Origin of the sequence: Enterobacter sp. Ap-867, assembly GCF_011752855.1 — a bacterium.
GTDB lineage: Bacteria > Pseudomonadota > Gammaproteobacteria > Enterobacterales > Enterobacteriaceae > Cedecea.
Genome location: NZ_VWWS01000001.1, coordinates 772,894 through 799,042 on the forward strand (window position 1 = coordinate 772,894; position 26,149 = coordinate 799,042).

A 26,149-nucleotide genomic window follows, 5' to 3' on the forward strand; every position below is an offset into this window, starting at 1 on the left:
AAAAGGGGCAGCTTTGCCCCTTGCATGATTAACGCTGAATAAGATAGCGAATGGTGGGGCCGTCCTGCTGAATATCCAACACCGTGTAGCCGTGGTTTTTGGCGTCCAGCGGGATGTTATTGATGGACTGCGGGCAGTCGCTGATCACTTCCAGGATCTCGCCTTTTTTCAGCTGCGGCATCGCCTCCAGCGTGGCAACAGCCGGGTAAGGGCAAGGCTCACCTACCATGTCCAGGCGGTAATCCGGGTCAATGTTCTGACTCATGCGGTTTCTCCTGTTGTGGTGCCGATAGCCTGGTTTTTACGGCGAAAGAAGCGTTTTTCCCAGCCGACAATCAGCAGATAAGCGACGAGCAGCATCAGGTAAGTCACCAGCAGCCCGCCCAGTGGCCCAAAGGTATTCAGCAGGTTGACTTTATCCCAGCTGGTGGCGAGCGCCGGAGAAATATCATCCCAGAACCAGGCCAGCAGCGTAGAGCCAATCACGTTGCCGAGACCAACCCACCAGTAGTGAACCTGACCTTCAACCGCGCGATACATCCAGCCCGTTTCGCAGCCTCCGGCCAGCACGATACCAAAGCCAAACAACAGCCCGCCGATGATGGCGTTTGGCCCTGCCCACATGATTTTGGCTTCTACGCCAAGCTGAACATAGCTAAAGATGCCAATGGCGCTGACCCCCATCCCCAGAATAATTGCTTTGGCCATCTGGGTTCGGCCGGTGATCCACATGTCGCGGAAGGCGGAGGTGAAGCAAATCTGTGCGCGTTCGATAAGCAGGCCAAAGCCGACGCCAAACAGCATGGCGAGGCCGAGTTTTGGCTGGTTTATGGCGGTGAAACCCGCCCAGCCGAGCATGCCGATAAACACCAGCATTCCCATACGGAAACGGCGCTTAGCGCGATCCGGCTGCTGGGTGAGCGGGGAGGCAGCGGAGACTTTTTGCAGTTTGACCGGAATGCGGAACATCGGCAGCAGCGTGAAGCGCGCGCCAAACCAGCAGCCGATGGCGGTGGCAAGGGCGAAGAACCAGGCGTGCAGCGAAAACTGTGGGATCCCGGTAAAGAACGCCGCGAGGTTGCAACCCATTGCCAGTCGTGCGCCGAAGCCAGCAATGATCCCGCCGAGCACGGCCTGAATGATGCGGATGCGGTGCTGGGGCAAACGAAGCTTGACGTTATTGGCCCACAGGGCCGCGGCGAAACAGCCGCCAAACATGCCGATGATCATCATGCCGTCGATACGGGTTAGCGGGCTGCCGTCGAGGTGAATTAGCTTGTAGTAACCCCATTCTTCGGCGTGAATGCCCATCAGCTGCAGGAGCTGGCCGCCCCAGCGGGTGAATTCGCCGGTGACGGCCCAGAAGGTACCGGTGATGCCAAAGTAATAGGTGGAGAGGATCCCGGCCGCGATCACTGCGGGCATTGGTTTCCAGAAGGTTACCAGGTATTGGTGTTTAAAGGAGTGCCAGGTCATTGTTTTCGCCTCTGAACTCAGAAGAACGTGCCGCGAAGGGCAAAAGAAGGCGCCATCATACGCCCATCTTTTGGGCTTAACAGGCTGAAAAGACGAAAAAACAATCTGGATCAATTTTTGTGCCCCAGGCGGAATTGCTGGCAGGCATTGGGCTTTAATGCCAGAATTATTTTTTCTCCGCAGTCAGGATAGACGATGAAGAAGCTTTTAGTATTGGCGGCGCTGGTAGCACTGGGCGGCTGCACCGAGATCAGAGATTATAAGCAGGTCGTTCGTACCGAAGCACCGGCGGGTATGGCGGGCTACTGGCAGTCCAGCGGGCCACAGAGCGAGCTGGTTAGCCCGGAGGCGATTGCTTCGCTGGTGGTCACGCCCCAGGGCGATACGCTGGATTGCCGCCAGTGGCAGCGGGTGATTGGGGTTCCGGGTAAGCTGACGCATTTGTCTGGCGATCTGCGTAATGTCACCGTCAAGCGTGAGATTTACGACATCGGCCTAAACGGCGACACGCTGGAGTACGCCGGGATGACGTTGAAGCGTGTGGATCGTTTGACGCCGGAATGCGCTGATTTCCTGGCTAAAAATCCTTTAGATAGCCAACTGTCGAAAGGCTAAGGGAGAATGCCTCTCACTCCAGAGAGGTGAGAGGGCTGGTGCTCAACGCTGTGGCTGCGATTTCATTCTCTTACTTTTTTGGGGCTGTCTTGTAGTGACCAATAAGTTCTATGGAGGAACGGCTAAGCTTCCGTTCACTTTAATCCTCATTCCTATGTAGCTTCTGAGCTTGTGAACGTCTCAGGGGAGTCACCGTTACTCCCCTGAGAACCCGGAGTCCCGGCGAAATAAATCGACCGCGTGAGCGGCAAACCTCCGTTTTATCTCCCAGTCCTGGGTCGGCTGAGATGCGTTCCCGACGCTCTCAGCCTCCGGCCGTTCCCGACGCCCGGACCCTGGCCAGTCGGAGAGAAAACGGAGGCGATTTAAGCCGGACACGTTCACCGTGCAGTAAACGTGTAGGGAAAACAGGTCTACGGGTGAACGGAACAGCTCCCGGATTAAAGAGATCTCCCAAAAGATGTCAAATTCACAGCACATCCTCCAGCACCCAAACGCTAACGCTGCCGCCGTGACAGGTAAAGGTTGCGCTGCCGCCCGCGTCGGTGTGAATCGTTTCCTCGCGATTGCCGAGATAATCACGCCAGTTTTTCTCAGCGAAATCTTCCCCCAAGGTGACGTGCTTTTCGCCGTCATCGCCGTTGGACATGATGACTACGCAGCCTGGGGCTTCTGCCGTGCCGCTGCGGCTAAAGCCAATGCAGTTAGGGTGATCGAACCATAAAGTCTGCACACCGTGGGCAAAGCGCTCCCGGGCGTGAATCAGGTCATCCAGCTGTTCGATGACCGGCATATCAATGTGGTAGTTCTGCCCGTCGCCGCCTTTATCGTCGTAACTTGCGCCAAAGAGATCCGGGTAGAACACCGACGGTACGCCGTTTTCGCGCAGCAGAATTAGCGCATAGGCCAGCGGTTTAAACCAGGCTTCTACGGGCGCTTCAAGCGCCTGCAGCGGCTGGGTGTCGTGGTTAGCCACCAGCGTGACGGCGTGGAACGGGTCGGCCTCAACCAGCGTGCCGGTGAAAATCTGGCTCATGTCGTAGTCACGCCCAAGCCGGGATGCCTCATGGAATTTCATTTGTAGAGGGGCATCAAACAGCATCGTTTTGCCCTCTACCAGGGCGATGTATTCCAGCAGTTTGTCCACTTCATGGGACCAGTATTCCGCCACGATAAACAGCGGCGTTTCCGTCACGTCCTGGACGTGCTCAATCCACTCTTTATAAAACCAGGCCGGGATGTGTTTGACGGCATCGAGCCGAAAGCCGTTGCACTGCGTCTGGGCCATCACCCAGCGCGCCCAGTATTTAAGCTCTTCGGTCACCGCATGGTTGCGGAAGTCGATATTGGCGCCCATCAGATAATCGAAATTCCCCAGCTCGTCGTCCACCTGGTCGTTCCAGCCGTCGCCGGTGTAGTCATTGACGATTTTGAAGATGCCGTCTTCATCGGGGTTTTCAATATGATCGACGCCGCTGAAGCATTTGTAGTCCCAGATGAACTGTGAGAATTGTCCGGCACGGGCGGGAAAGGTGTAGCGGGTCCAGGCCTCGCAGTCGATAACCTCGGGCGAGATCTCGTTGCGATTATCGGCATTTACCCGGTTGACGCGGATGTGCTCTTTTTCGTCGGCGCCCATTTTATGGTTCACGACAACGTCCAGCAGCACCGAAACTCCGTTGTCCCGCAGGGCTTTTATGGCCGCCAGCAGCTGTGCTTTATCCCCGTACTTGGTGGCGATGCTACCTTTCTGGTCAAACTCACCGAGGTCAAAGAGATCGTAACTGTCGTAGCCAACCGAATAACCGCCCGCGCTGCCTTTATACGCAGGGGGAAGCCAAACCATGTTGATGCCGATGTCGCTGAGGCTGGCCGCACGGTCGGCCACTTCTGACCAGAGCGTTCCGTCGCCGGGGGTGTACCAGTGAAAAAATTGTAACAGGGTGGGGTTCGTCATCTTGTCCGTGCTCCAGAAGTCATTTAGCTGACCTCTGGAGTATGGAATAAGAATCGAAATACGGCAGGTTTACTGGTTCAGATCGCTCGGTGTTAACACGTTGCCGGAGAGAAAACCGTAGGTGTTGTTCAGTGATTTCTGACGGCCGCTCTGGTCAATCAGGTCGCGAAGCTCACTCAGACGGCTGTTAAGCAGCCCTTTAATCTCATTTTCATTGGCGAGAATCAGATCAAGCAGCGCCTTAGCTTCTTCCTGACTTCTTTGGCTTGACTGCGCAATTGGGTTGCTGGCAATCGACTCTACCAGTTGAACATATTTAACCTCATGATCAATCAGCTCATCCCACCTTCCGCTATGGGCAAGGTCAAGCATGGTTTGACTGAGGGCGAGCAGGGCACGCCATCCATTGAGGGATGAGATGAAATCATTCATCAGATAGCATCCTGAAATGTAGGGGAAGTAGGGCCGATTTGCTTCCATGCATCCGCGATGTTTGCAAGTAATCTTTCGACTTCGGCGATGGCCTCTACGTCATTACGCAAATTAGCGTGTAGGAGACGCCTGACCATGTAATCGTAAAGATTCGCGAGGTTAGCGGGCAAATCTCCTCCGACATCCATATTCAGGCCGGCTTTCAGGCCATTATCAATAATGTTAATGGCTTTTGAGAGCGCCTCGCCTTTTTGCGGTATTTGTTCCTGTTCAAGAAACAAGCGTGCACGAACCAGGGCACTGAGTGCCCCATCGAACAACATCACCACGAGCTGGTGTGGACTGGCACTCATAACGGCGCTTTCCAGACCGACCTGTTGATAGGCTTGTACACCAGAACTCTTGTACATACAAAATCCTTAGCTTTTGTTGAATTGCTGCGCCAGATAGTTCCCCATGTTTGTCATCGAGTTAACAAGGCTTGCCAGAGAAGTAAACTGTGCCTTGTAACGCGCCATGGTTTCGTCGATGCTGTCACTCATCGCCTGTTTACGATCGGCCACGGTTTTCAATGTTGAGGTCAGGCCATCCTGCGCATTTTTAATCACGCCAGCGTTAATGGAGCTGGTGCTCAGCATATTGTTCAGTTTGGTATCCAGCTGTGTCGCAAACCCTGTCGTTTTCCCGTCGCCTACAAAGTAGTTAATAACGCCCTGCGGGTTGTCGGATAACGCTTTGGTTAATTGGGTATCATTGACTTTTAGCTGGCTGGAGCCATCCGGGGCCAGTACGGGATCCTGGGTAATGCCCAACTGCGCCATAATGCTGTAATCGCCGCCCTGTACCTGGGTCAGCATGCTACGGATATCAGCCTGGATACCGCGTACGGTACTGTCCCCGACGAGTGCGCCGTTGTTTGGATCCTGGGCGGATCCTGGGTCAACTTTTACATATTTGGTCACGGTAGCAATCGTTGACTGAAGGGTGTTATAGGCTTTAACCCAGTCATTAATCACTTTCTTGCTGGCATCGCTGGTACGCGCCACGCTCAGCGTTTCATCGGCCGTGCTCTTCGCCTTAAGGTTCAACGTTACGCCCGGCATGGCATCAGAGATGGTGTTGCTCTGACGCTCAATCATGACGCCGTTCACTTTCACCTGAGCATTTTGCGAAGCCGTTTGCTCTGTTAAAGCCCCGGTCTTGCTCGTTGAGTTGTACCCAATCACGCCCTGGAGCTGGTCATCACCGGTGACGGTGATGGTCATATCTGACTGCGTGCCGGTGCTCTTGGAAGCAATCATCAGGCGATAGTCGCCGTCGTTAGCTTTAACCACGGATGCCGAGACGTTTCCGCCCGCGGCGTTAATCGCTTTTGCAATACCGTTTAATGAGGTATCGCCGTCGGCAAGCGTCACGCTCAGTGGCTTAGTGGTGCCAGGCTGAGTAATCGTTATCGTACGTGTACCGCCGGTGGTCGCACCCTGCTGCGCAGTGTTGCTGCTGATGCTGCCGGTTGAGAGCACCTGAGCCTTCGCCATCTGCTGTACGTTAATTGTATAGTCAGCAAGGATAGCGTCACTGGTCGTGGTCGCGCTAAAAGCGGTATTGGTACTGGTGACGGAGGTAGACACCAGAGAACCCTTCGCTGTTAACGCAGCGGTAGCCGTTTCCAGTCCGGAAATCGCGGTTTTCAACTGACCAAAGGCGCTAAACTGGGCTTGATAAGTCTTTGTTTGTGTATCAAAGATGGTTAATTTTGTTTGTTCAGCCGTGTAAAGCTTATCGTAAGTATCCTGGAGGTTCAGGCTGGTACCTGCCCCGAGGCTTGAAATCGATGCCATTGATGTCTTCCTTTAAGTCGCTGGTAGTTTCATTCACTTATCGGCTGACTCAATGAAAAGTTTACAGCCGGGGAAAAAAAATAATCAGCCGAATAGCAGGCAGTGGATCGGCCTTATATGACGATTGTCGGAAAAGACGGTGACATTAATAGCGTGGTCGATGGCGTAAAGGGAGGCAAAGATATATTTTCTCGAATGCGCTAAGCCGCGTTTAAAAGTGCAGGAAAGGTTAAGTTTAGCGCGGGTTGTAAATTTAATTTCTTTATAATTCAGTCATTTGATTTTTTTTTATCATTAATTCTAAAGTTGGCACAGAGGGCGTCGATAACCTTGTTGACGGTGAGAGACGCCGTGAGTGTTAGGCACCGAACCTAAACCCAATTTTTAAGGAATTAATACTATGTCCGTAATCAATACTAACCTGCTGTCCCTGACTACTCAGAACAACCTGAGCAAAGCTCAGTCTTCCCTGGGTACCGCTATCGAGCGTCTGTCTTCCGGTATGCGTATCAACAGCGCGAAAGACGATGCTGCTGGTCAGGCGATTGCCAACCGTATGACTTCCCAGGTTAAGGGTATGACTCAGGCGGCTCGTAACGCTAACGACGGTATCTCTCTGGTTCAGACCGCTGAAGGTAACCTGAACGAGATCAACACCAACTTACAGCGTATCCGTGAACTGTCCCTGCAGGCCGCGAACGACACCAACGGCACCACTGACCTGGCATCCGTACAGACTGAAATCACCCAGCGTCTGTCTGAAATCGACCGCATCGCAGGCGGCGCTTCTTTCAACGGCAAAAACCTGCTGAACGGTTCCGTAACTACTGGCTTGAACATTCAGGTTGGCGCTAACACCACCTCTAACGATACCATCGTTATCGGCAGCGACTCTCTGATCAACGCATCTTCCGGTAGCCTGAGCAGTGGTCTGAGCACCGCTATTACCGACCACTCTACTGCACAGGCTGTTGTTTCTGCTGCTGATGCTGCTATCGCGAAAATCGATACTGCACGTTCTAACATGGGTGCGATTCAGAACCGTTTCGAATCTACCATCAACAACCTGAACAACTCCATCACCAACCTGTCTGCTGCTCAGTCCCGTATCCAGGACGCTGACTACGCGACCGAAGTATCTAACATGAGCCGCGCGCAGATCCTGCAGCAGGCTGGTACTTCTGTACTGTCTCAGGCAAACCAGGTTCCACAGGCGATGCTGTCCCTGCTGCGTTAATTTCGCAGACCGCTACAAGAAAGGTTGCTGGAAACAGCAGCCTTTTTTTGTTTTTGCCAAAAGGAGAGGCGCAGGGCGTTTTTAATATGAAGGTTAAGCCGTTAATTTCGGTTTTGTTCAGCGCATTATGCTTACTGGGCGGGTGCTAGCATCAGACAATCACCCGTCTGGCAAAATATTGCAACCTAAAGGACAGTTATGAATAGTTTCTCCCGCACTCGGGCAATGCATCAATATTACCGCGATCTGTTTACCCGGGCGATTCACCTGCCGGAAGCCGATGCTTTACCTGCGTGGCTGGTGACCGAAGTCCTTAATTTTGCCAATCCTGATTTTGCTGCCCTCGACGATAAATTAAACCAGGCACAGACGGGGTTGAATCTCGAGCAAGACAGAGCGTTAAAGCTGATGATGAGGGCGATTATTCTGTCAAATGTGGCGCTCTGCGGCCCATCTGGAGAAAAGTCGCAGGCGGTTGACGCGGAGAATGTTGAGAAAATCACGCAATGTATCGTTGAAGCGCTTAAGCTTGACGGGAATAAAAATTATCTTGTTGCCGCCGTTCAGATCCTGTTCCGCATTAATGAAATAAACTCCGCCGTTTTCCTTATTTCCAATAATCTTTCCGAGCTCAGTGAGTCACCCGTTGCGCTAAAAATTCTCTTGCTCATCTGCCTGATGGAAGAAGATTTTAATCAGGCCTATGTCATTATTCAGCAGCTCACTGAGAACATGGCGCTTATCGGGGAAGATCCTATGGCGCTGCTGATGGTTGTCACGGCTATCTACAAGCTGGGAGGCCGCCCGGATTCCTTTATCGATTTTAGCCCGTTAGACGTGCCTGACTGGCAGCCTGACGCTGGCCGTTATAGCTGGTTAATTGAGCCGGTAAATAACAATAAAACTACCGTGCTGGTCGCTTGCGATGGCGCCGGCTTTACCGCTCATGGCCTGCCGCTGCTGCTTTCTCTGTTCGACACCAATCGCGACGAGCTTAACGTTCATTTCCATATTTACAACTGTGATGCTGGCCTGGCCCAGCAGATTACGGGGCTTCGCAACGCGATGCCTGAGCTGGCTATTTCGTTAAGCAGCGAGGCAGTGACTCCGGGAACGGCAGCGAATGTGCATTATGCCAGTCGCCGGCTGGTCTTTTTATCTCATGCGCTGGAAAAAATGACCACGCCTGTCCTGCTGCTCGAGGCGAACAGCCTCGTCAGGAAGTCGTGGGCCGGGATGGAAGGGCAGTTAGATGTGAAAGATTTACTGCTGACCTGGGATGAAACCGCGCCGTTCTGGGCGTCGATTCTGGCGGCGTGTCTCTATTGTGAAGGGGGCGAGCTGTCGACGAAATATCTGGCCGCCGTGGCCCGGTTTATCGATCGCAATTTACAGCGCAACAATGCTGAACGGTTTCTCAATCAAGTGGCACTGGCCGCTGTCGAAAATGAGCTTAGTGCACTGGATAAAATGGCAATAGGCCGGGCTCAGCCGCATACGCTGGTGGATGCGGCACACGGCGAGGACGCGTTTAGTTGGATACTGGCTCACTCCGGGGTTGAGAGTGAGGATTACCGTCGATACAAAGCGTCGCTGTTGGAAAAGTACAGCGCGTTAATCGGTTGAGTCTGCATTTATTTCTTCAAAATAATGGATAAGCATAACGTGAGTCAGTATTACCCGGATCATCGTATTTCGCCCGTTGCTATTCAGTCTGCGGCCTGCGTCTACCATCTTTCTACGGTGGAGCCTGCGCACGCTCGCGTGCTGGAAATAGGGTGCGGCGAGGGAGGATGTATTACGGCCCACGCGCTGGCGTACCCGGAAAGCCAGGTGATGGGGATTGATATTGATGAAAGCTTGATTGCCGCAGGGCAGCGCCATACTCAGGCATTAGGGCTCAGCAATATTGAGCTGTTCTCCGCCGGACTTGGGGATATTCTCGCCACCGAAGGCGGGCAGTTTGACTACATCGTGATTCGCGGTGTTTTCTCTTTACTCGGCCGCCAGGAGCGAGAGGCACTCTTGCTCTGGTGCCGCCAAAATCTTTCTGCCTCTGGCGTGGTCTGCCTGCACTGGTATCCCTCCACCGGCGAACCTGAGACCACGGCCATTCGTGAGGCGCTTAGCTACCATGCAGCCCGGGGCGCGAATGCCGATCCTGAGTCTCAGGTTAATGCTGCGCGAGGCATGCTGAGCTATCTGGCGATGACGCTACCGGAAGGGACACTTAAAGCCCAGGTTGAAGAGGCTGAGAAAGAGAGCGATCTTGCCCTGACCCTGCGTTATCTCTCTCAGACCACGGCAGCCTTGTCTTTTACTGAGTTTTGCCATCAGGTCAGCGACCTGGGATTGCACTACGCTGGCGATGCCGTGCCTCAGTATGAGCTGCCGCGCGCTTATGGTGAAAAGGTCGCAACGCTACACGCCCTCGTCGCCGGGCAGCAGCGCATTGCCGCCCAACAATATCTTGATTTTGCGGTATCGCGTACCGAACGCTTTAGTCTGCTCAGTGCGACCATAACCGAAGAACACTTCCCGGCATTGCCCGATAGTTCGTGCCTCGAATCACTTTATTGGGCGGGAAACTTTAGCCGCAAAATGAACGAGAATGGGGCTATATACAACGGCCATATTGGCGGGAATGGGCAGCAATCCAGTAGTGAGAATCCGATCACTTTACGCATTCTGGATCTGCTTGGGGCTGCCTGGCCATTCAGCCTGAGCGTTGAACAGTTGGTCATTAACTGCCGCAAGCCGGAAGACAATACCGACGTGCGCGAGGCAGTGCTGAAAGTGCTGGAAGATCTGTATCTCACTCAGCCGGCGGGACTCTACTGGCGCTGTACTCCAGGCGCGTATGATCGGGCTGAAAATGACACGCTACAGCCCATTTTATCGCTGAAAAACGGCGTGCCAGAAGGGAATGCTTCGCAAGTTTATAGAAACCTCTGGGGCGATGAATTTTCTGTCACGCCGGAAGAATGGCGCTATTTGCAACACGGTTTAGCCGGTGTGGATGCCGAGGCGTGGCAGTGTTTTATGTCGCTACGTAAAAAAGGCGCGTTGACGGGGTCTCCGACTGCCTGGAAAAAGCACTACCAGCTTTTTTTACGTACGGGGAAAACACAATTTTTGCTGCCGCTGTTGAACAATTTGCTGCTGCTGAGTGTTTCCATATCGCGAGGTGGCTTGCTTAGCAAAGATGTTAATGACTTACCCCAGCGTGAATCAGAACACACGGAAGACACTTACGACCGGATTAACCGTTTAATTCGTGAGAAAAAGATTCAGGATGCGAAAACCTGTGCTGAGAAGCTGCTGAAAGAGAACCCGGAGGATATTGCCGCGCTGCGCTGTTATTCGCGAACGCTTGTGCTGTCCAATCGCTGGGATGAAGCAAAAGAAGTGCTTTGTCGGCTGATGGGACACTATTTCTCCAGTCTGGATATTTATTACGATCTGGCGACAGGGCTACAGAAAACAAACCAACATTATTACGCGATTCTTCTTCTGCAGGGGTTGTTAAGGCTGGAAGATAAAAACGTCAATTTCTGGCATAGCCTTGCGTACTCATATTATCAGCTGGGTGAAATGTCCCTGGCGGAAAAATGCTCTCGTGTTTCGTTGCGCTGCGACGAGGTGAAAGCGATTCACTATGCCACGATGGGGGTGATTCTCAGCGATAGCCAAAAACTTGACGAGGCCGCCTGGTTTCTTAACAAAGCGATAGCGCTGGAACCGAGTAATTTTGATTACTTTACCGCACTGCTGTTTGCAATGACCCACGACCATAAGGTCACGGCAGAGCAGCTTTACCAGAAACATCTGCAATACGGTGAGACGGTAGGAGCATGGGCCGCGGCCTGTCATCTGCAACTGCCTTATCGGGGTATAAAGAATCCTGATAAAAAACTGCGCGTGGGCTTTGTTTCCGGAGATTTACGCAAGCATCCCGTGAGCCACTTCCTGGCGCCGTTCTGGGATGGGCTGGACAGAAATCATTTCGAGCTGGTGGGGTACAGCACCTCTTATGTTCATGATGAGGTCACTGAACATTTTGCAGCCGGTTCCGTGCTATGGCGGCAGGTGGACAAGCTAAGCAACCAGCAGCTTGCCGAACAGGTTTATCATGACGGGATTGATATTCTGTTTGATCTCTCGGGCCACACCTCTGACAACCGTCTGCCGGCGTTTGCGCTTCGCCCCGCACCGGTGCAAATCTCCTGGATTGGCTACCCTGGCACAACCGGTTTGAAAACGATGGATTACCGCATTGTGACCGCGACGCTCGCTGAGCCAGCCGATCTTGAACAGCAGCTGACCGAAAGCATCATGTTTATTGAGATGCGTAAGTTCTTTGAGCCCGATCCGCAAAGCCCTGACATCGAAACTCTCCCGGCGCTTAAAAACGGTTACCTCACTTTCGGCAGCTTTAATCGCCCTAAAAAGATCAACGATGAAGTCCTCAGAGTGTGGGCCTCAATTCTGGCACAGTCTCCGGACGCCAAATTTGTTATCGGTTTTATGAACGATGAAAAAATGGTGGCCGAGATGACGAGGAAACTCGAGCTGCTGGGTATTGCACCGTCGCGCCTGATATTCAAGAAAAGAGCGCCGCTGCTTGATTATCTGGCTTACCACAATGAAATCGACATTTTACTGGATGCATTTCCCTACTCTGGCGGCACCACCAGTAACCACGCCTGCTGGATGGGCGTGCCAACGCTGACGCTGTGCGGTGCCACGATGGCTGCCCGACAGGGCGTCGATATTATGCGCATTCATGGGCTGGAAAACTTTATTGCCTACGGCGAAGAGGATTACATCCAGAAGGCGCTGAGCTGGCGCGACCGACTCCCTGAACTGAATGAAATACGCATGACAATGCGTGAAAGAATGCCGGCGGAAACCGCAGATGGCTTTAACGTCGCCGGTACATTTGGACGCGCATTGCGGGAAGCATGGCGAATTTACTGTGCCGGTGAAGCGCACCGTACGTTCACAGTATTGGAATAAGGCGCGGGCCGCGCCAACTGGTTTCACACCGAGGTGTACTATGAAAAATATTTTTGTTACCAGCCCTCTGCTTCCGCCCCTGGAGGAGTTTGTTCCTTATCTCGAGCAAATCTGGGGGAACAAGCACCTGACCAACAACGGGCCATTTCATCAGCAGCTTGAGCAGGCGCTGGCCGATTATCTGGGCGTAAAATATCTTTCGCTGTTCTCTAACGGCACGCTGGCGTTGCTGACCGCTTTCCAGACGCTGCGGCTGAGCGGCGAAGTGATAACCACGCCTTACTCTTTTGTGGCGACATCGCACAGCCTCTTGTGGAATGGCCTGACGCCGGTCTTTGCCGATATTGACCCACAGACGTTCAATATTAACGCCGATGCGATTGAGGCGCTCATCACCCCGCAAACGACGGCCATTATGCCGGTGCACTGTTATGGTATTCCCTGCGACGTGGATAAAATTCAACGTATCGCCGACACCTATGGCCTCAAAGTTATTTACGACGCGGCCCACGCCTTTGGTGTGAAGCAGAACGGCAGCAGCGTCCTGAACTGCGGTGATTTGTCTATCCTGAGTTTCCACGCCACCAAAGTGTTTAATACCATCGAAGGCGGGGCGATTATCTGCCCGGATGCCAGAACCAAAAAACGCATTGATTACCTGAAAAACTTCGGTTTTGCCGACGAAACCACGGTAATTGCGCCGGGCATTAACGCGAAAATGAATGAAGTGCAGGCGGCGTTTGGCCTGCTGCAGCTCCAGCATATTGACGGCGCCTTAAGCGCCCGGGCCGACATTTATCAGCGCTACTGTGAAGGTCTGGCCGATATTCCTGGCCTTGAGTTTTATACCCAGAGAAGCGATTACGAGTGGAACCACGCTTACTATCCCGTGCTGATAGATGAACGGTTCCCGGTGAGCCGCGACGCACTTTATGACGCGTTAAAAGAAGAGGGGATTTATACCCGGCGCTATTTCTATCCGCTCATCAGCTCCTTCGCCATGTACCGGCATTTACCGTCCTCCGCCGCGGAGCATCTGCCGGTAGCCAACGACCTGGCTAACAAGGTGCTGTGTTTGCCGATATTCCCGGATCTCGAGGGAGAAGAGCAACAGCGTATTATTACGGCAGTCAGGCGGATTGCTCAGGGGCAAAGCGTTGCCGCCTGACTGGGTGATTGGCGGGAATAAAAAAGGGCTTTGTCTTGCGACAAGGCCCTTTTTTCTGCTTCGACGGTGTCGTTATAGCTCGGCGATACACATCAAGCGCTCGCTGCGCTCAAGGTAGCGCTGGCCGGACAATTTGAACATGCCGTTAATCAATAGTGGATTATGCAGGCCGTGGCGTATTAGCCAGTCTTCGTGCGTTTTTTTGCCTTTGCCGACCGGGATAATGGTAACTTTGCGGGCGACTTTGCCGAGGATTTCCTGCATCTGTTCGACGGTAAAGAAGCGGATGTTAAACAGCGAGTCGGTCCCTTTTTTCACGTTAAAGTAATCAGCAAATGACTGATTATGGGCGTTATGTACCGTGACGATCATTCTGCCGCGAGTGATACGAGCCTGCTCAAGCGCCATTTTTTGGATATCCTCATCCGCAAATAGCCCCCAAAACCCATTGTGGTAACTGATGTCAAAATGCTTGTCCGGGTACTGCAGCTCGAAGGCATTCATCACGGAAAAACGATCCTGCAGGGAGGGATAAAGCTTTTTCGCAAGACTCACGGATTCCGGCGAAAAGTCTATTCCGTGGCCCTCTGCGCCACGCTTCGTCAACTGGACGATATCGCGAAAGCTACCGGCAGCAATCTCCAGAACCCGCTTTTCACGACTTTTTCTGACCGCATCAATATAGTAGGCGTGGCGAAGATCGTTTTGGTAATGGTCGAAAATACCCTGCCATTTATGGTCCCAGTCCTCGGCCGTGGTGAGCTTTTCAGGCTCTGTTATTTGGCTCATATCTCTATCCTGTGAATGATTTCTCAGCGACGTAGTGGCGCGTAAAGACGGCGTTTTGTACGGCAACTGCGGGTTGAATAGGCTGGCGGGTGAAACAGTGAAGATGATTGGTAATCATGTCGTAGCCTGCCATGACCGAAAATTCGACCCCGGCTGAGAAGCGGGGGTTGATGTCCATCAGGTAATCCCCGGTGGAATGGCGCATAAATTCAATATTGATGCAGCCGTTCAGGTCGAGCAGGCGGGCAACTTCTGCCGCTTTGGCGAGCAGTGCCTCATCCTGGACAATCTCAACGGTTAATCCGGCGCCGTTCGCGGTGCGCAACAGCTCTTTGCGTGCAACGGCCGCCCATTCGCCGGTCTCGCGCTGCCGGACAATATCAATGACGTGAACATCTCCCGGCAGATACGGCTGGACTATCCAGTCGTTGCCGTTCAGCCGCTGACGTAGCTCAATCAGTTCGGCCTGGGTCTCTACGCGGCGAAGCCCTTCGCTGCTGCGGCCATTCCTCTGTTTAAGGATAACCGGGAAACCAAAGGAAAGCGTTTGGGACTCAGAGAGGGCGACAGTAGGCAGCGAGAGAAACGCCTCGTTATGGGAAAATCGTTGGCTCCAGGTTAGCTTATCCCTGGCAACCGCGATAGATTCTGCTGCCATTAGCGCCAGCATGGCGGACGAACACAGTTCACCCCAGGCATCAGAAAGCGTGTCAACTTCAACATCGGTTAGTGGGATGATGGCGTCAATGCGATGCTGGTCGCAAATCGCATTGATACTTTCGATAAAGGCCTGGCTATTCGTTGCACGCGGAACCTGAACAAAATCGTCGACCAGACGAGAGGCATACACCCATTGCTCGGGGTAGATATCACACCCGATGACGGTGTGGGATGCGCGTTTCAGCGCACTTATCACGGCTGGCGCAGACATTGACCCTATAGCCGTAATTAAAATGTTCATGTAAATGACCTGTCTTGTAATCTGCTTCGCCTGACGGCAGGAGGAAGTTTGCCGCAGAGAAACGACGCGTATATTTATCACTGTATGATAATCCCGCCAGAGATCAGGCCTGGAATAACAGATGATTTTATCCTTTTTTTGCAGGATAGATTCTCCGGCTTAATTTCTACGGTTTCGCTATAGTATGTGACGTTAATATTTAACAACCAATTGATACTTTTAAGTAAGCCAGAACATGTTTTGCCTTACATTATGGTTAAAATTCCAGAGGGTTATTTCTTCATAACCTCCAAATAACCCCCCATTTCACCCACTATTCATCCGATTAAAACCCCTGCAGAAACGGATAATCATGCCGATAACTCAACTAACGCAGGGCTGTTTATCGTGAATTCACTGTATACCGCTGAAGGTGTAATGGATAAACACTCGCTGTGGCAGCGTTATGTACCGCTTGTGCGTCACGAAGCATTGCGCCTGCAGGTACGTCTGCCGGCGAGTGTGGAGCTCGACGATCTGCTACAGGCAGGCGGCATCGGGTTGTTGAACGCAGTCGAACGTTACGATGCCCTGCAGGGAACGGCATTTACTACCTACGCGGTGCAGCGCATCCGTGGGGCGATGCTTGATGAGTTGCGCAGCCGTGATTGGGTGCCGCGAAGCGTCAGGCGTAACGCTCGCGGTGTGGCACAGGCGATTGGTCAACTGGAGCAAGAGCTGGGGCGTAACGCTACCGAGACCGAAGTCGCGGAGCGGCTGGACATCCCGCTCGAAGAGTATCGCCAGATGTTGCTCGACACCAATAACAGCCAGCTCTTCTCTTATGACGAGTGGCGGGAAGAGCATGGCGATAGCATTGAACTGGTCACCGAGGAACACCAGCAGGCAAACCCGCTACAGCAATTACTGGACAGCAATCTTCGCCAGCGCGTAATGGAAGCCATTGAGGCTTTACCGGAACGCGAACAACTGGTGCTGACGCTTTATTACCAGGAAGAGCTGAATCTGAAAGAGATTGGTGCGGTGCTTGATGTGGGTGAGTCACGGGTTAGCCAGTTGCATAGCCAGGCGATCAAGCGTTTGCGCACCAAACTGGGTAAGTTGTAGGGAGTGCCGCACAATTATCTGACGACCTGGGAATTATCATGACGGTGCAGCAGTCAAAAAGACGGCCATTAAGCCGCTATCTCAAAGATTTCAAACACACCCAGACACATTGTGCACATTGCAGTAAGCTGCTCGACCGCATCACGCTCACGCGCAGCGGGGTGATTATCAATAAAGCCACCATTGCTCAACTTGATACGCTTATTGATGAGGCCACCTGGCTTATCGAGCAGAAAGAGTGGATGGCGCTGTGTCGTTTTTGCGGTGATTTGCACTGCAAAGAACAAAACAACTACTTCGATATTATTGGCTTCAAACAGTATCTGTTTGAGCAAACCGAAATGAGCCACGGCACGATCCGTGAGTACGTGGTTCGTCTGCGCCGCCTGGGTAATCATCTGAGTGAGCATAAAGTCCCGCTTCCCGGCTCGCTGCAAGGCCTGCTGGACGAGACGCTGGACGCCTGGCTGCCCCGCACCAGCACCAATAATTACCGCATTGCGTTACGCAAATATTGGCAATTCCAGGTGCAGGGGCATGCGATCCCGAGTCAGGAAATTAGCGCAACCTCCGATATATACTAAATTTGCATAAGTTGTAGCGGACTGGTTTTGATATATCCCGAAGCCGCCCGCTACACTACAAAAAACGTAAATAATCGGGGTAAACATGAAATTAAAAATGATCGGGCGTCAGGCGCTGATGGGCGTCCTGGCCGTTGCTCTGGTGGCCGGCGCAAGCGTGAAAACCTTCGCGGCAGAAAATCTTCTGAATAAAGTCAAAGAGCGCGGCACGCTGCTGGTGGGGCTGGAAGGCACTTATCCGCCGTTCAGCTTCCAGGGCGATGACGGCAAGCTGACCGGCTTTGAAGTCGAATTTGCCGAGCAACTGGCTCAGCACCTGGGGGTTAAAGCCGCGCTGAAGCCGACCAAATGGGACGGCATGCTGGCGTCTTTAGATTCTAAACGCATTGATGTGGTGATTAATCAGGTCACCATTTCCGACGAACGTAAGAAAAAATACGACTTCTCTACCCCTTACACCATCTCCGGTATTCAGGCACTGGTGAAGAAGGGCAACGAAGGTGGGATTAAAACCGCCGCCGACCTGAAGGGCAAAAAAGTGGGCGTTGGCCTTGGGACTAACTACGAGCAGTGGCTGCGTGAAAACGTACCGGGCGTAGACATCCGTACCTATGATGATGACCCGACCAAATATCAGGATCTGCGCGTGGGTCGTATTGACGCGATTCTGGTCGACCGCCTTGCCGCGCTGGATCTGGTTAAGAAAACCAACAATACGCTGGCGGTAGCGGGCGATGCGTTCTCCCGTCAGGAAGCGGGCGTTGCCGTGCGTAAAGGCAATGAAGATCTGCTGAAAGCCATCGATGCGGCTATCGCCGAAATGCAGAAAGACGGATCTCTGGCTAAGCTGTCCGATAAATGGTTCGGGGCGGACGTCACTAAGTAGCGCGGTATCACAGTGAAAAGGTGCTGATTTCAGCACCTTTTTTTATTTACTCCAGAGAAGGAAACTGTCTCTCTGGTGCATAATAAAACTGGATATCGATATCGGCTCAGGAGGCCCTATGTCACTGCATCACCTAACGCGTTTTCCTCGTCTGGAATTTATTGGCGCACCGACGCCGCTGGAATATTTGCCGCGCTTTTCGGACTATCTTGGCCGTGAAATTTATATTAAACGTGATGACGTGACGCCGATGGCGATGGGCGGCAACAAGCTGCGCAAGCTTGAATTTTTGGCGGCGGATGCGCTGCGGGAAGGGGCCGATACGCTGGTCACTGCAGGCGCTATCCAGTCTAACCACGTTCGCCAGACGGCGGCGGTGGCGGCAAAGCTTGGGCTACATTGCGTGGCGCTGCTTGAAAACCCTATCGGGACAAAAGCCGAAAACTACCTGACCAACGGCAACCGTCTGCTGGTCGATCTTTTCAATGTCGAAGTTGAAATGTGCGAGGCGCTGAACGCCCCGGATAAGCAGCTGGAAGCGGTGGCTACGCGTCTGGAAGCGCAGGGATTCCGGCCTTATGTTATTCCGGTCGGCGGCTCTAATGCGTTAGGTGCGCTAGGGTATGTTGAAAGCGCGCTGGAAATTGCTCAGCAGTGTGAGAACGCCGTGAACCTGTCATCCGTGGTGGTTGCCTCCGGCAGTGCGGGGACGCATGCTGGTCTGGCGGTCGGCCTTGAGCAGTTGATGCCGGACGTGGAGCTGATTGGCGTCACTGTGTCCAGAACCGTGGCGCAGCAAAAACCCAAAGTTGTCGCCCTGCAGCAGGCCGTGGCGAAGTCGCTTGAGGTTAGCGCGACCAGCGAAATTATTCTGTGGGATGACTATTTCGCGCCAGGCTACGGCACGCCGAATGAAGAGGGGATGGAAGCGGTGAAGCTGCTGGCCAGACTTGAAGGCATCCTGCTTGACCCGGTCTACACCGGCAAAGCGATGGCCGGGCTTATTGACGGCGTGGCGCAAAAAAGATTTAAGGATCAGGGGCCCATTGCCTTTATTCATACCGGCGGAGCGCCGGCGCTGTTTGCCTACCATCCGCATCTGTAAGACGCGGGTCTGGTCTTAATCATCAGGAATCACCATGCAAGAAAGTTTGCAACTGGTGCTGGATTCAGCACCGTATCTGCTTAAAGGGGCGGTTTTCACACTCCAGCTGAGTATCGGCGGGATGTTTTTTGGCCTGATCCTCGGGTTTATGCTGGCGCTGATGCGCCTGTCGGCGTTTTGGCCTTTTTCGCTGCTGTCGCGTTTTTATGTTTCCATTTTCCGCGGGACGCCGCTTATCGCTCAGCTGTTTATGATTTATTACGGGCTGCCGCAGTTTGGCATTGAGCTGGATCCTATCCCGTCGGCGATGATTGGCCTGTCGTTAAACACGGCGGCTTACGCCTCTGAAACCCTTCGGGCGGCCATTGCCTCTATTGATAAAGGCCAGTGGGAAGCGGCGGCCAGTATCGGGATGACTCGCTGGCAAACGCTGCGCCGCGCGATTCTGCCGCAGTCGGCCCGCGTGGCGCTGCCGCCGCTGGGGAACAGCTTTATCAGCCTGGTGAAGGACACCTCGCTGGCGGCCACCATTCAGGTGCCGGAGCTGTTCCGTCAGGCGCAGCTGATCACCTCCCGCACGCTGGAAGTGTTCACCATGTATCTCGCCGCATCCCTGGTCTACTGGGTAATGGCGACGGTGCTCTCCACGCTGCAAAACTATTTTGAAAACCAGCTTAATCGCCAGGACAGGGAGCCGAAATGAGCGCCATTGACGTTAAAAAACTGGTGAAAAAATTCCACGGGCAGACGGTGCTGCACGGCATAGATCTGGACGTTAAACCTGGCGAAGTGGTGGCGATCATTGGCCCAAGTGGCTCAGGAAAAACCACGCTATTGCGCAGTATTAACCTGCTGGAAGAGCCGGACAGCGGCACGATTCAGGTGGGGAATATCACGATTGATGCCGGACAGTCTCTGGCAAAGCAGAAAGAGAAAATTCGTGCGCTGCGCCAGCAGGTGGGGTTTGTGTTCCAGAGTTTCAATCTTTTCCCACACCGCACGGTGCTGGAAAATATTATTGAAGGCCCGGTCATCGTTAAGGGCGAGCCGAAAGCAGAAGCCATTGTCCGGGCGCGCGAGCTGCTGGAGAAGGTGGGCTTAAGCGGGAAAGAGAACAGCTACCCACGTCGCCTGTCAGGCGGGCAGCAGCAGCGGGTGGCGATTGCCCGTGCGTTGGCCATGCGGCCAGAAGTTATTTTGTTCGATGAACCGACTTCGGCGCTCGATCCTGAGCTGGTGGGAGAAGTGCTGAATACTATTCGCCAGTTGGCGAATGAGAAACGCACCATGGTCATTGTGACCCACGAAATGAGCTTCGCCCGGGATGTGGCCGACCGGGCAATATTCATGGATCAGGGCAAGATTGTGGAGCAGGGGCCGGCAAAAGCGCTTTTCGCCAGCCCACAGCAGCCGCGCACGCGGCAATTTCTGGAGAAATTTTTGACCCAGTAACCGCGAGGCAGGCCTGGTTTCACCCCCAGGCGGCTTTCGCGGAGCCGAGTGCCGCCGGTGGTGTGCCCCAGATAACCGGCGTGCCTGCCAGCCTCAGCGGGAACTTCAACCGGTTTCCCAGCCCAAAGGCAGACCACTCCATCGTCGGCTGGTAATCATGCGGGCCGATAGCGGCAAGCGCTGATTGACCTCCTGCCGGGCAAGACATTAATAAAGCGGCCGTTCGGGCGAGCGACAGGCGTGCGCTGTAGCCCTGACGCTGCTCATGTCGGACCTGGAGGCCTTTTAGCACTGCAGCGGCAAGCAGGTAACCCGTGGCGTGATCCAGTGCCTGAACGGGGAGCGGGTGAGGCCGCCCGGTATTTTTCCAGTGCATGCCCGCGTCGGCGATACCGCTGGACATCTGGACCAGGCTGTCGAAACCACGGCGGTTACGCCACGGCCCGTGCCATCCCCAGGCGTTGAGCGACACGTCTATCAGACCGGGAGAGAGCTGCTGTCGGGTTTCGGCATCAAAACCCAGGGCTTCCAGAGCATCCGCCCGGTAGCCATGCACCAGCACATCGGCATCGGCGAGCAGGGCCTTGAACCGCTCTCTGCCTTCGGCAGATCTGAGGTCGAGCCTCGCGCATTTTTTCCCGAGAGTAACTTCCTCAACCAGCGTCGGCTCTTCCCATTCAGGGGGATCAAGGCGCAGCACCTGCGCCCCAAGACCGGCCAAAAATCGGGTGGCAACCGGGCCAGCAATAATACGAGTGAGATCCAGCACGCGGAGGCCTGCCAGCGGGCGGGCTGGTGGCAATGCTAATGCAGGGCGAGGGGCTTCGGCATGGCGTTGCTGCCAGAACAATGGCTCTGCCGCAACGGTTTTCCCATGAGGATGCTTCAGCCATTCGTCGTGGCTTAACATCGCTGCCGCGCATCCACCTGCGGCAACGATCGCCGCTTCAAGCTCAGTTTTTCCCCACGCGGTAACTCGCTGGGCGAGCGCTGATTTATCCTTGCTCACACCCAGGATGCTTTCCATTGCCTGGCGATGATGCGGCGCGTTGGTATGCAGGCGGATCCAGCCGTCCCGAGTGGCATAATCCCCGGCAAATTCATCCCACAGCGCGGCAGGAGCGCGGTTCACGGGGAAATGGCTGCTTGAAAACCAGTATGAGGCCAGCCGCTGGTCTATATAAAGCGGCGCATCCGGGCGGGCAAGCAGCGCTCTCAGAGCACAACCCGCCGTCGCCAGGCTGGCGTTGGCGAATTCGGTCACAGGAAAACGGGAACTGAGCTCACCTTGACCCGTCACGGCCACTGACGGCTGAGCGATTTCCAGCCCCAGATCCCGGACCATTGATCCGAAGAGGAGGGAAAACGAAGATTTAACCATACAGAGCTCCAGTAAATTTTTCCTGACATATGTAAAAACCGAAGAATTATGGCGGAAAAACCATAAATCACATTAATTAGTTTAATAAATGTGTTAGCTTATTACATTCTATTAATGAAATACTTTTTAGCTCCAGGAGAGACGCCAGATATAATGCTGGAACGTAACTTTTTTAGCTGGCGACGGGAAGCGCTCGAACTTTTCCTGTCAATTACTGAAGCCAGCGAATTACAAACTTTAGTTCAACAACAAACTCAGCGCCTCGAGTTTGATTATTTTTCGCTGTGTGTTCGGCACCCGGTGCCTTTTACGCGGCCTAAATTATCATTGCAGAGTTCTTATCCGCAAAAATGGCTGGAGTGGTACGTGACTGAAAACTATTTTGCCATTGACCCGGTATTGAAACAGTCTAATTTCATGCGGGGTGAAATAATCTGGAGCGATGCCCTGTTTGCTGAATCTCGTGAGCTTTGGGATGCCGCGCGCGATCACGGTCTGGCGACCGGGCGCACACATTGCGTGATGGCCCCTAATCGTACGGCGGGTTTTCTCTCCGTTTCACGCTCTGGCGTTCGCAAGGAACTTGTGTCGGAAGATGAACTTGGGCTGCGGCTGAGCTACCTTGCCGAGCTGAGTATGGCGACGTTAAATCGGCTGGACGATCCGTCGGTCGAGATGATTGACATGAAGCTCAGCAAGCGCGAAAGAGAGATTCTTCAGTGGACCGGCGAAGGGAAAACGTCGGCAGAAATTGCGATTATCCTGTCCATTTCTGAGAACACGGTGAACTTCCATCAGAAGAATATGCAGAAGAAATTCAACGCGCCAAACAAGACACAGATAGCCTGCTATGCGGCGGCGATGGGGATTATCTGAACCTGGAGGGCAAGTGTTGCGTCAGGTGCTGACGGCTGGCGAACCCGGATTCTGCCAGCCGCCCCGGCTTATTGACGGTAAGCCTGTTTAATTTGCTTAACGGTATTGCTGAATACTTCAGCCTGAGTTGGGTCTTCCAGTTGAGCGATCTGCTTTTCCATTTTCAGGATAACGCGGCCCGCATCGGCCTGGCCCATAGCCTGCAGCATCAGGGTTAACAGCGTCTTCAGACAGGTGACTTCTTGTGCCAGTTCACGGGTGTTTTCGGCGGTGGAAAAATCTGGAGTGCTCATTTACTTTCCTCAATGCTTAGTTTGTACGCTGCCATTATGCACAGTGATATTCATAAGGCGGCGGAGTATACCATAACATTCATCAGAATTATTCATGTTCGACGAATGAGAATGCATCTGAATGTTTATGGTAATAAACAACCCTTGCTCAGGGTTATTCCCGCAGGAAGCGATGAGAATTAAAAGAAATTGTTTCGCCCTCGTTTAACTAACGTTAAATAAAGAGAGAGAAGAAGGATTTTATTCTTGATGATGGTCGCATTTTGATAATTAGCTGTTTTTTAACCAGAGAATAATCGCCTGAACACGATGCTTAGAATGTTGAGGTGTGCCGCAGAAACAGATCTGAAAGTAAAGATATATTCTTCTTAAGTGTTAACAGAATGTGCTGACCGCAATTTGGATTTTAATGTTGCCGGAAAAACGTTAATATATGGCCAATTAGCTATCAGCAGCGTTATCCCTTTCTGGAGAATAGCCCTTTGATCAACGTTCTTCTTGTTGATGACCACGAACTGGTGCGCGCAGGGATACGACGCATTCTGGAAGAGATTAAAGGCATCAAAGTCTCGGGTGAAGTGAACTGCGGTGAGGATGCCATCAAATGGTGCCGCAGTAACCCGGTCGATGTCGTGTTAATGGATATGAATATGCCGGGGATAGGTGGCCTGGAAGCCACCCGTAAAATTGCCCGCTACTCTTCAGATATCAAAGTTATCATGTTGACTATCCACACTGAGAACCCGCTGCCAGCCAAAGTCATGCAGGCCGGTGCGGCAGGGTATCTAAGTAAAGGCGCAGCGCCTCAGGACGTGGTAAATGCCATTCGTTCCGTTAATGCGGGCCAGCGTTACATCGCCTCCGACATTGCCCAACAGATGGCCTTAAGCCAGATTGCACCCGAGGCAGAATCCCCCTTTGCCAGTTTGTCTGAGCGTGAATTACAGATTATGCTGATGATCACTAAAGGCCAGAAGGTCAATGAGATCTCTGAGCAGCTTAATCTCAGCCCTAAAACGGTGAACAGTTACCGCTACCGCATGTTTAGTAAACTGAATATCAGCGGGGACGTGGAGCTGACGCACCTGGCGATTCGCCACGGGTTATTCAATGCGGAGACGTTAATCAGCAGTGAGTGAACCTTTTGATTCCCGGGCTTTTCTCAAGACGGTAACCAGCCAGCCCGGCGTCTACCGCATGTACGATGCCGGCGGCACGGTTATCTATGTCGGCAAAGCTAAAGACCTGAAGAAACGCCTCTCCAGCTATTTCCGCACGAATCTTGCCAGCCGTAAAACTGAGGCGCTGGTGGCGTTGATCCAGCACATTGATGTCACGGTGACCCACACGGAAACCGAGGCTTTGCTGCTGGAGCACAACTACATCAAGCTCTATCAGCCGCGCTACAACGTGCTGCTGCGAGACGATAAATCCTATCCCTTTATCTTCCTGAGCGCCGACAGCCATCCGCGGCTGGCGATGCACCGCGGCGCGAAGCACGCGAAGGGAGAATACTTTGGCCCGTTTCCTAACGGCTATGCGGTGCGGGAAACGCTGGCGCTGCTGCAAAAAGTCTTTCCGGTTCGCCAGTGTGAAAACAGCGTGTACCGCAACCGCTCGCGGCCTTGCCTTCAGTATCAAATCGGCCGCTGTCTTGGCCCCTGTGTTTCAGGCCTGGTCACAGAAGAAGACTATGCCCGGCAGGTGGACTATGTTCGCCTGTTTTTAGCCGGGAAGGACGACCAGGTGCTGACGCAGCTTATTTCCCGCATGGAAGCGGCGAGCAAAAATCTTGAATTTGAAGAGGCCGCGAGGATCCGCGATCAGATTCAGGCGGTCCGACGTATTACCGAAAAACAGTTTGTCTCCAACACCGGCGACGATCTGGACGTGATTGGTGTCTCCTTTGATGCGGGTATGGCCTGCGTGCACGTCTTGTTCATTCGCCAGGGCAAAGTATTGGGCAGCCGCAGCTACTTCCCGAAAGTCCCGGCAGGCACCGAACTTAGCGAAGTGGTGGAGACGTTTGTCGGGCAGTTCTATCTCCAGGGCAGCCAGATGCGCACGCTGCCGTCTGAAATCCTGCTCGACTTCGCGCTGGCGGACAAATCTCTGCTGGCGGATTCGTTGAGCGAACTGGCCGGGCGTAAAGTGAATGTGCAGACTAAACCTCGCGGCGATCGGGCGCGTTACCTGAAGCTTGCCCGTACCAATGCGGCAACGGCACTGGTGACAAAGCTTTCTCAGCAGTCCACCATTCACCAGCGCCTGAAAGCGCTGGCCGAAGTGTTAAAACTTCCGGAAGTGAAGCGGATGGAGTGTTTTGATATCAGCCATACGATGGGGGAGCAAACCGTCGCTTCCTGCGTGGTGTTCGACAGTAACGGCCCGCTTCGGGCGGAATACCGCCGCTACAATATTACCGGTATTACGCCGGGGGACGATTACGCCGCCATGAATCAGGTGCTGCGCCGCCGCTACGGTAAAGCAATAGAAGAAAGCAAAATCCCGGACGTGATTCTGATTGACGGCGGGAAGGGGCAGTTGGGGCAGGCGAAGGCGGTGTTTGCCGAGCTGGACGTGCCCTGGGATAAACACCATCCTTTATTGTTGGGCGTGGCCAAAGGCAGCGACCGCAAAGCCGGGCTGGAAACATTATTCTTTGAGCCGGAAGGTGAGGGGTTCTCCTTACCGCCGGATTCTCCGGCGCTGCATGTGATCCAACACATTCGCGATGATTCACACGATCATGCGATCTCCGGCCACCGTAAAAAACGAGCGAAGGTGAAAAGCACCAGTTCGCTGGAGACGATTGAAGGCATCGGGCCAAAGCGCCGTCAGATGCTGCTGAAGTATATGGGCGGATTGCAACCGTTAATCAACGCCTCCATCGAGGAGATAGCAAAAGTGCCGGGCATCTCGCAGGCATTGGCAGAAAAGATCTACTACTCGTTGAAACATTAAGGGCTC

At 53.4% G+C, this 26,149-nt stretch carries 24 protein-coding genes; 14 read left to right on the forward strand and 10 right to left on the reverse strand.

Features of this window, described 5'->3' with window-relative positions:
• Positions 1-28 precede the first annotated feature (28 nt).
• Together yedF and yedE are read right to left on the reverse strand one after the other, a co-directional pair.
• Entirely contained in the window at positions 29-265 is a 237-nt protein-coding gene (yedF, locus tag F3J26_RS03610; protein WP_166991514.1) for a sulfurtransferase-like selenium metabolism protein YedF, read from the reverse strand.
• On the reverse strand, positions 262-1,476 hold the full coding sequence (gene yedE / locus F3J26_RS03615) for a selenium metabolism membrane protein YedE/FdhT (RefSeq protein ID WP_166991517.1): 1,215 nt from the start codon (positions 1,474-1,476) through the stop codon (positions 262-264). The genes yedF and yedE overlap by 4 nt, the downstream gene beginning before the upstream one ends.
• A gap of 195 nt (positions 1,477-1,671) precedes the next feature.
• On the opposite strand from yedE, the gene yedD reads away from it, so the two are divergent.
• Positions 1,672-2,091, forward strand: a complete 420-nt coding sequence (gene yedD, locus F3J26_RS03620; RefSeq protein ID WP_008459981.1) for a lipoprotein YedD — start codon at positions 1,672-1,674, stop codon at positions 2,089-2,091.
• A 469-nt stretch (positions 2,092-2,560) separates the two neighbouring features.
• Here the strand turns inward: yedD and amyA are convergent, their stop codons facing one another.
• The 4 genes from amyA to fliD all read right to left on the reverse strand — a co-directional run bounded on the left by amyA (position 2,561) and on the right by fliD (position 6,321).
• Positions 2,561-4,048 carry an alpha-amylase gene (amyA, locus tag F3J26_RS03625; protein ID WP_166991520.1) on the reverse strand — a complete coding sequence of 496 codons (1,488 nt, stop codon included), beginning with the start codon at positions 4,046-4,048 and terminating at the stop codon, positions 2,561-2,563.
• 69 nt (positions 4,049-4,117) lie between these two features.
• Entirely contained in the window at positions 4,118-4,480 is a 363-nt protein-coding gene (gene fliT, locus F3J26_RS03630) for a flagella biosynthesis regulatory protein FliT (protein ID WP_008453799.1), read from the reverse strand.
• Complete coding sequence (gene fliS, locus F3J26_RS03635) at positions 4,480-4,890, reverse strand: flagellar export chaperone FliS (RefSeq protein ID WP_008453801.1); 411 nt, start codon at positions 4,888-4,890, stop codon at positions 4,480-4,482. The genes fliT and fliS overlap by 1 nt, the downstream gene beginning before the upstream one ends.
• A gap of 9 nt (positions 4,891-4,899) precedes the next feature.
• Positions 4,900-6,321 (reverse strand): flagellar filament capping protein FliD, encoded by a 1,422-nt coding sequence (gene fliD, locus F3J26_RS03640; protein WP_205246345.1) that lies wholly within the window; start codon positions 6,319-6,321, stop codon positions 4,900-4,902.
• Positions 6,322-6,721: 400 nt separating this feature from the next.
• On the opposite strand from fliD, the gene F3J26_RS03645 reads away from it, so the two are divergent.
• From F3J26_RS03645 to F3J26_RS03660, 4 genes are all read left to right on the forward strand, one after another.
• The gene (locus tag F3J26_RS03645; RefSeq protein WP_166991523.1) at positions 6,722-7,558 is read left to right on the forward strand and encodes a flagellin N-terminal helical domain-containing protein; all 837 of its coding nucleotides are present in this window, start codon (positions 6,722-6,724) and stop codon (positions 7,556-7,558) included.
• Positions 7,559-7,756: 198 nt separating this feature from the next.
• Positions 7,757-9,184 (forward strand): hypothetical protein, encoded by a 1,428-nt coding sequence (locus tag F3J26_RS03650; RefSeq protein WP_166991526.1) that lies wholly within the window; start codon positions 7,757-7,759, stop codon positions 9,182-9,184.
• 39 nt (positions 9,185-9,223) lie between these two features.
• Entirely contained in the window at positions 9,224-12,577 is a 3,354-nt protein-coding gene (locus F3J26_RS03655) for an O-linked N-acetylglucosamine transferase family protein (RefSeq protein WP_353621171.1), read from the forward strand.
• A gap of 40 nt (positions 12,578-12,617) precedes the next feature.
• The gene (locus F3J26_RS03660) at positions 12,618-13,745 is read left to right on the forward strand and encodes a DegT/DnrJ/EryC1/StrS family aminotransferase (protein ID WP_166991532.1); all 1,128 of its coding nucleotides are present in this window, start codon (positions 12,618-12,620) and stop codon (positions 13,743-13,745) included.
• A 72-nt stretch (positions 13,746-13,817) separates the two neighbouring features.
• Here the strand turns inward: F3J26_RS03660 and F3J26_RS03665 are convergent, their stop codons facing one another.
• Both F3J26_RS03665 and F3J26_RS03670 read right to left on the reverse strand, forming a co-directional pair.
• Positions 13,818-14,534, reverse strand: a complete 717-nt coding sequence (locus F3J26_RS03665; protein ID WP_166991536.1) for a methyltransferase domain-containing protein — start codon at positions 14,532-14,534, stop codon at positions 13,818-13,820.
• A gap of 4 nt (positions 14,535-14,538) precedes the next feature.
• Positions 14,539-15,495, reverse strand: coding sequence for an ATP-grasp domain-containing protein (locus F3J26_RS03670; protein ID WP_286180175.1), 957 nt, complete (start codon positions 15,493-15,495; stop codon positions 14,539-14,541).
• Between the two features lie 387 nt (positions 15,496-15,882).
• Between F3J26_RS03670 and fliA the strand changes: the two genes are divergently transcribed.
• The 6 genes from fliA to tcyN all read left to right on the forward strand — a co-directional run bounded on the left by fliA (position 15,883) and on the right by tcyN (position 20,629).
• Positions 15,883-16,602, forward strand: coding sequence for an RNA polymerase sigma factor FliA (gene fliA / locus F3J26_RS03675; RefSeq protein WP_008453816.1), 720 nt, complete (start codon positions 15,883-15,885; stop codon positions 16,600-16,602).
• Between the two features lie 38 nt (positions 16,603-16,640).
• On the forward strand, positions 16,641-17,186 hold the full coding sequence (gene fliZ / locus F3J26_RS03680; protein WP_008453818.1) for a flagella biosynthesis regulatory protein FliZ: 546 nt from the start codon (positions 16,641-16,643) through the stop codon (positions 17,184-17,186).
• A gap of 85 nt (positions 17,187-17,271) precedes the next feature.
• Positions 17,272-18,072, forward strand: coding sequence for a cystine ABC transporter substrate-binding protein (gene tcyJ / locus F3J26_RS03685; RefSeq protein WP_008453821.1), 801 nt, complete (start codon positions 17,272-17,274; stop codon positions 18,070-18,072).
• 118 nt (positions 18,073-18,190) lie between these two features.
• Complete coding sequence (gene dcyD, locus F3J26_RS03690) at positions 18,191-19,177, forward strand: D-cysteine desulfhydrase (RefSeq protein WP_008453823.1); 987 nt, start codon at positions 18,191-18,193, stop codon at positions 19,175-19,177.
• Between the two features lie 34 nt (positions 19,178-19,211).
• Entirely contained in the window at positions 19,212-19,880 is a 669-nt protein-coding gene (gene tcyL / locus F3J26_RS03695; protein WP_008453825.1) for a cystine ABC transporter permease, read from the forward strand.
• Positions 19,877-20,629 (forward strand): L-cystine ABC transporter ATP-binding protein TcyN, encoded by a 753-nt coding sequence (gene tcyN / locus F3J26_RS03700; RefSeq protein WP_008453828.1) that lies wholly within the window; start codon positions 19,877-19,879, stop codon positions 20,627-20,629. The genes tcyL and tcyN overlap by 4 nt, the downstream gene beginning before the upstream one ends.
• A 19-nt stretch (positions 20,630-20,648) precedes the next feature.
• Here the strand turns inward: tcyN and F3J26_RS03705 are convergent, their stop codons facing one another.
• Positions 20,649-22,010: a CoA transferase gene (locus tag F3J26_RS03705; RefSeq protein WP_166991539.1), complete on the reverse strand. Its 1,362-nt coding sequence runs from the start codon at positions 22,008-22,010 to the stop codon at positions 20,649-20,651.
• A 153-nt stretch (positions 22,011-22,163) separates the two neighbouring features.
• Here F3J26_RS03705 and sdiA point away from each other — a divergent pair, with 153 nt between their 5' ends.
• On the forward strand, positions 22,164-22,886 hold the full coding sequence (sdiA, locus tag F3J26_RS03710) for a quorum-sensing transcriptional regulator SdiA (RefSeq protein WP_008453832.1): 723 nt from the start codon (positions 22,164-22,166) through the stop codon (positions 22,884-22,886).
• Positions 22,887-22,954: 68 nt separating this feature from the next.
• Here sdiA and F3J26_RS03715 read toward each other — a convergent pair whose 3' ends face one another.
• Positions 22,955-23,179, reverse strand: a complete 225-nt coding sequence (locus F3J26_RS03715; protein ID WP_008453834.1) for a DUF2594 family protein — start codon at positions 23,177-23,179, stop codon at positions 22,955-22,957.
• A 482-nt stretch (positions 23,180-23,661) separates the two neighbouring features.
• Between F3J26_RS03715 and uvrY the strand changes: the two genes are divergently transcribed.
• Both uvrY and uvrC read left to right on the forward strand, forming a co-directional pair.
• Complete coding sequence (gene uvrY, locus F3J26_RS03720) at positions 23,662-24,318, forward strand: UvrY/SirA/GacA family response regulator transcription factor (protein ID WP_008453836.1); 657 nt, start codon at positions 23,662-23,664, stop codon at positions 24,316-24,318.
• Positions 24,311-26,143, forward strand: a complete 1,833-nt coding sequence (gene uvrC, locus F3J26_RS03725; RefSeq protein WP_166991541.1) for an excinuclease ABC subunit UvrC — start codon at positions 24,311-24,313, stop codon at positions 26,141-26,143. The genes uvrY and uvrC overlap by 8 nt, the downstream gene beginning before the upstream one ends.
• Positions 26,144-26,149: the final 6 nt, after the last annotated feature.

Excerpts from the sequence above, each read along its gene's own strand:
- yedF (WP_166991514.1), bottom strand. The coding sequence starts at position 265 with ATGAGTCAGAACATTGACCCGGATTACCGCCTGGACATGGTAGGTGAG.
- yedE (WP_166991517.1), bottom strand. The coding sequence starts at position 1,476 with ATGACCTGGCACTCCTTTAAACACCAATACCTGGTAACCTTCTGGAAA.
- yedD (WP_008459981.1), top strand. The coding sequence starts at position 1,672 with ATGAAGAAGCTTTTAGTATTGGCGGCGCTGGTAGCACTGGGCGGCTGC.
- amyA (WP_166991520.1), bottom strand. The coding sequence starts at position 4,048 with ATGACGAACCCCACCCTGTTACAATTTTTTCACTGGTACACCCCCGGC.
- fliT (WP_008453799.1), bottom strand. The coding sequence starts at position 4,480 with ATGAATGATTTCATCTCATCCCTCAATGGATGGCGTGCCCTGCTCGCC.
- fliS (WP_008453801.1), bottom strand. The coding sequence starts at position 4,890 with ATGTACAAGAGTTCTGGTGTACAAGCCTATCAACAGGTCGGTCTGGAA.
- fliD (WP_205246345.1), bottom strand. The coding sequence starts at position 6,321 with ATGGCATCGATTTCAAGCCTCGGGGCAGGTACCAGCCTGAACCTCCAG.
- F3J26_RS03645 (WP_166991523.1), top strand. The coding sequence starts at position 6,722 with ATGTCCGTAATCAATACTAACCTGCTGTCCCTGACTACTCAGAACAAC.
- F3J26_RS03650 (WP_166991526.1), top strand. The coding sequence starts at position 7,757 with ATGAATAGTTTCTCCCGCACTCGGGCAATGCATCAATATTACCGCGAT.
- F3J26_RS03660 (WP_166991532.1), top strand. The coding sequence starts at position 12,618 with ATGAAAAATATTTTTGTTACCAGCCCTCTGCTTCCGCCCCTGGAGGAG.
- F3J26_RS03665 (WP_166991536.1), bottom strand. The coding sequence starts at position 14,534 with ATGAGCCAAATAACAGAGCCTGAAAAGCTCACCACGGCCGAGGACTGG.
- F3J26_RS03670 (WP_286180175.1), bottom strand. The coding sequence starts at position 15,495 with ATGAACATTTTAATTACGGCTATAGGGTCAATGTCTGCGCCAGCCGTG.
- fliZ (WP_008453818.1), top strand. The coding sequence starts at position 16,641 with ATGACGGTGCAGCAGTCAAAAAGACGGCCATTAAGCCGCTATCTCAAA.
- tcyJ (WP_008453821.1), top strand. The coding sequence starts at position 17,272 with ATGAAATTAAAAATGATCGGGCGTCAGGCGCTGATGGGCGTCCTGGCC.
- dcyD (WP_008453823.1), top strand. The coding sequence starts at position 18,191 with ATGTCACTGCATCACCTAACGCGTTTTCCTCGTCTGGAATTTATTGGC.
- tcyL (WP_008453825.1), top strand. The coding sequence starts at position 19,212 with ATGCAAGAAAGTTTGCAACTGGTGCTGGATTCAGCACCGTATCTGCTT.
- tcyN (WP_008453828.1), top strand. The coding sequence starts at position 19,877 with ATGAGCGCCATTGACGTTAAAAAACTGGTGAAAAAATTCCACGGGCAG.
- F3J26_RS03705 (WP_166991539.1), bottom strand. The coding sequence starts at position 22,010 with ATGGTTAAATCTTCGTTTTCCCTCCTCTTCGGATCAATGGTCCGGGAT.
- sdiA (WP_008453832.1), top strand. The coding sequence starts at position 22,164 with ATGCTGGAACGTAACTTTTTTAGCTGGCGACGGGAAGCGCTCGAACTT.
- F3J26_RS03715 (WP_008453834.1), bottom strand. The coding sequence starts at position 23,179 with ATGAGCACTCCAGATTTTTCCACCGCCGAAAACACCCGTGAACTGGCA.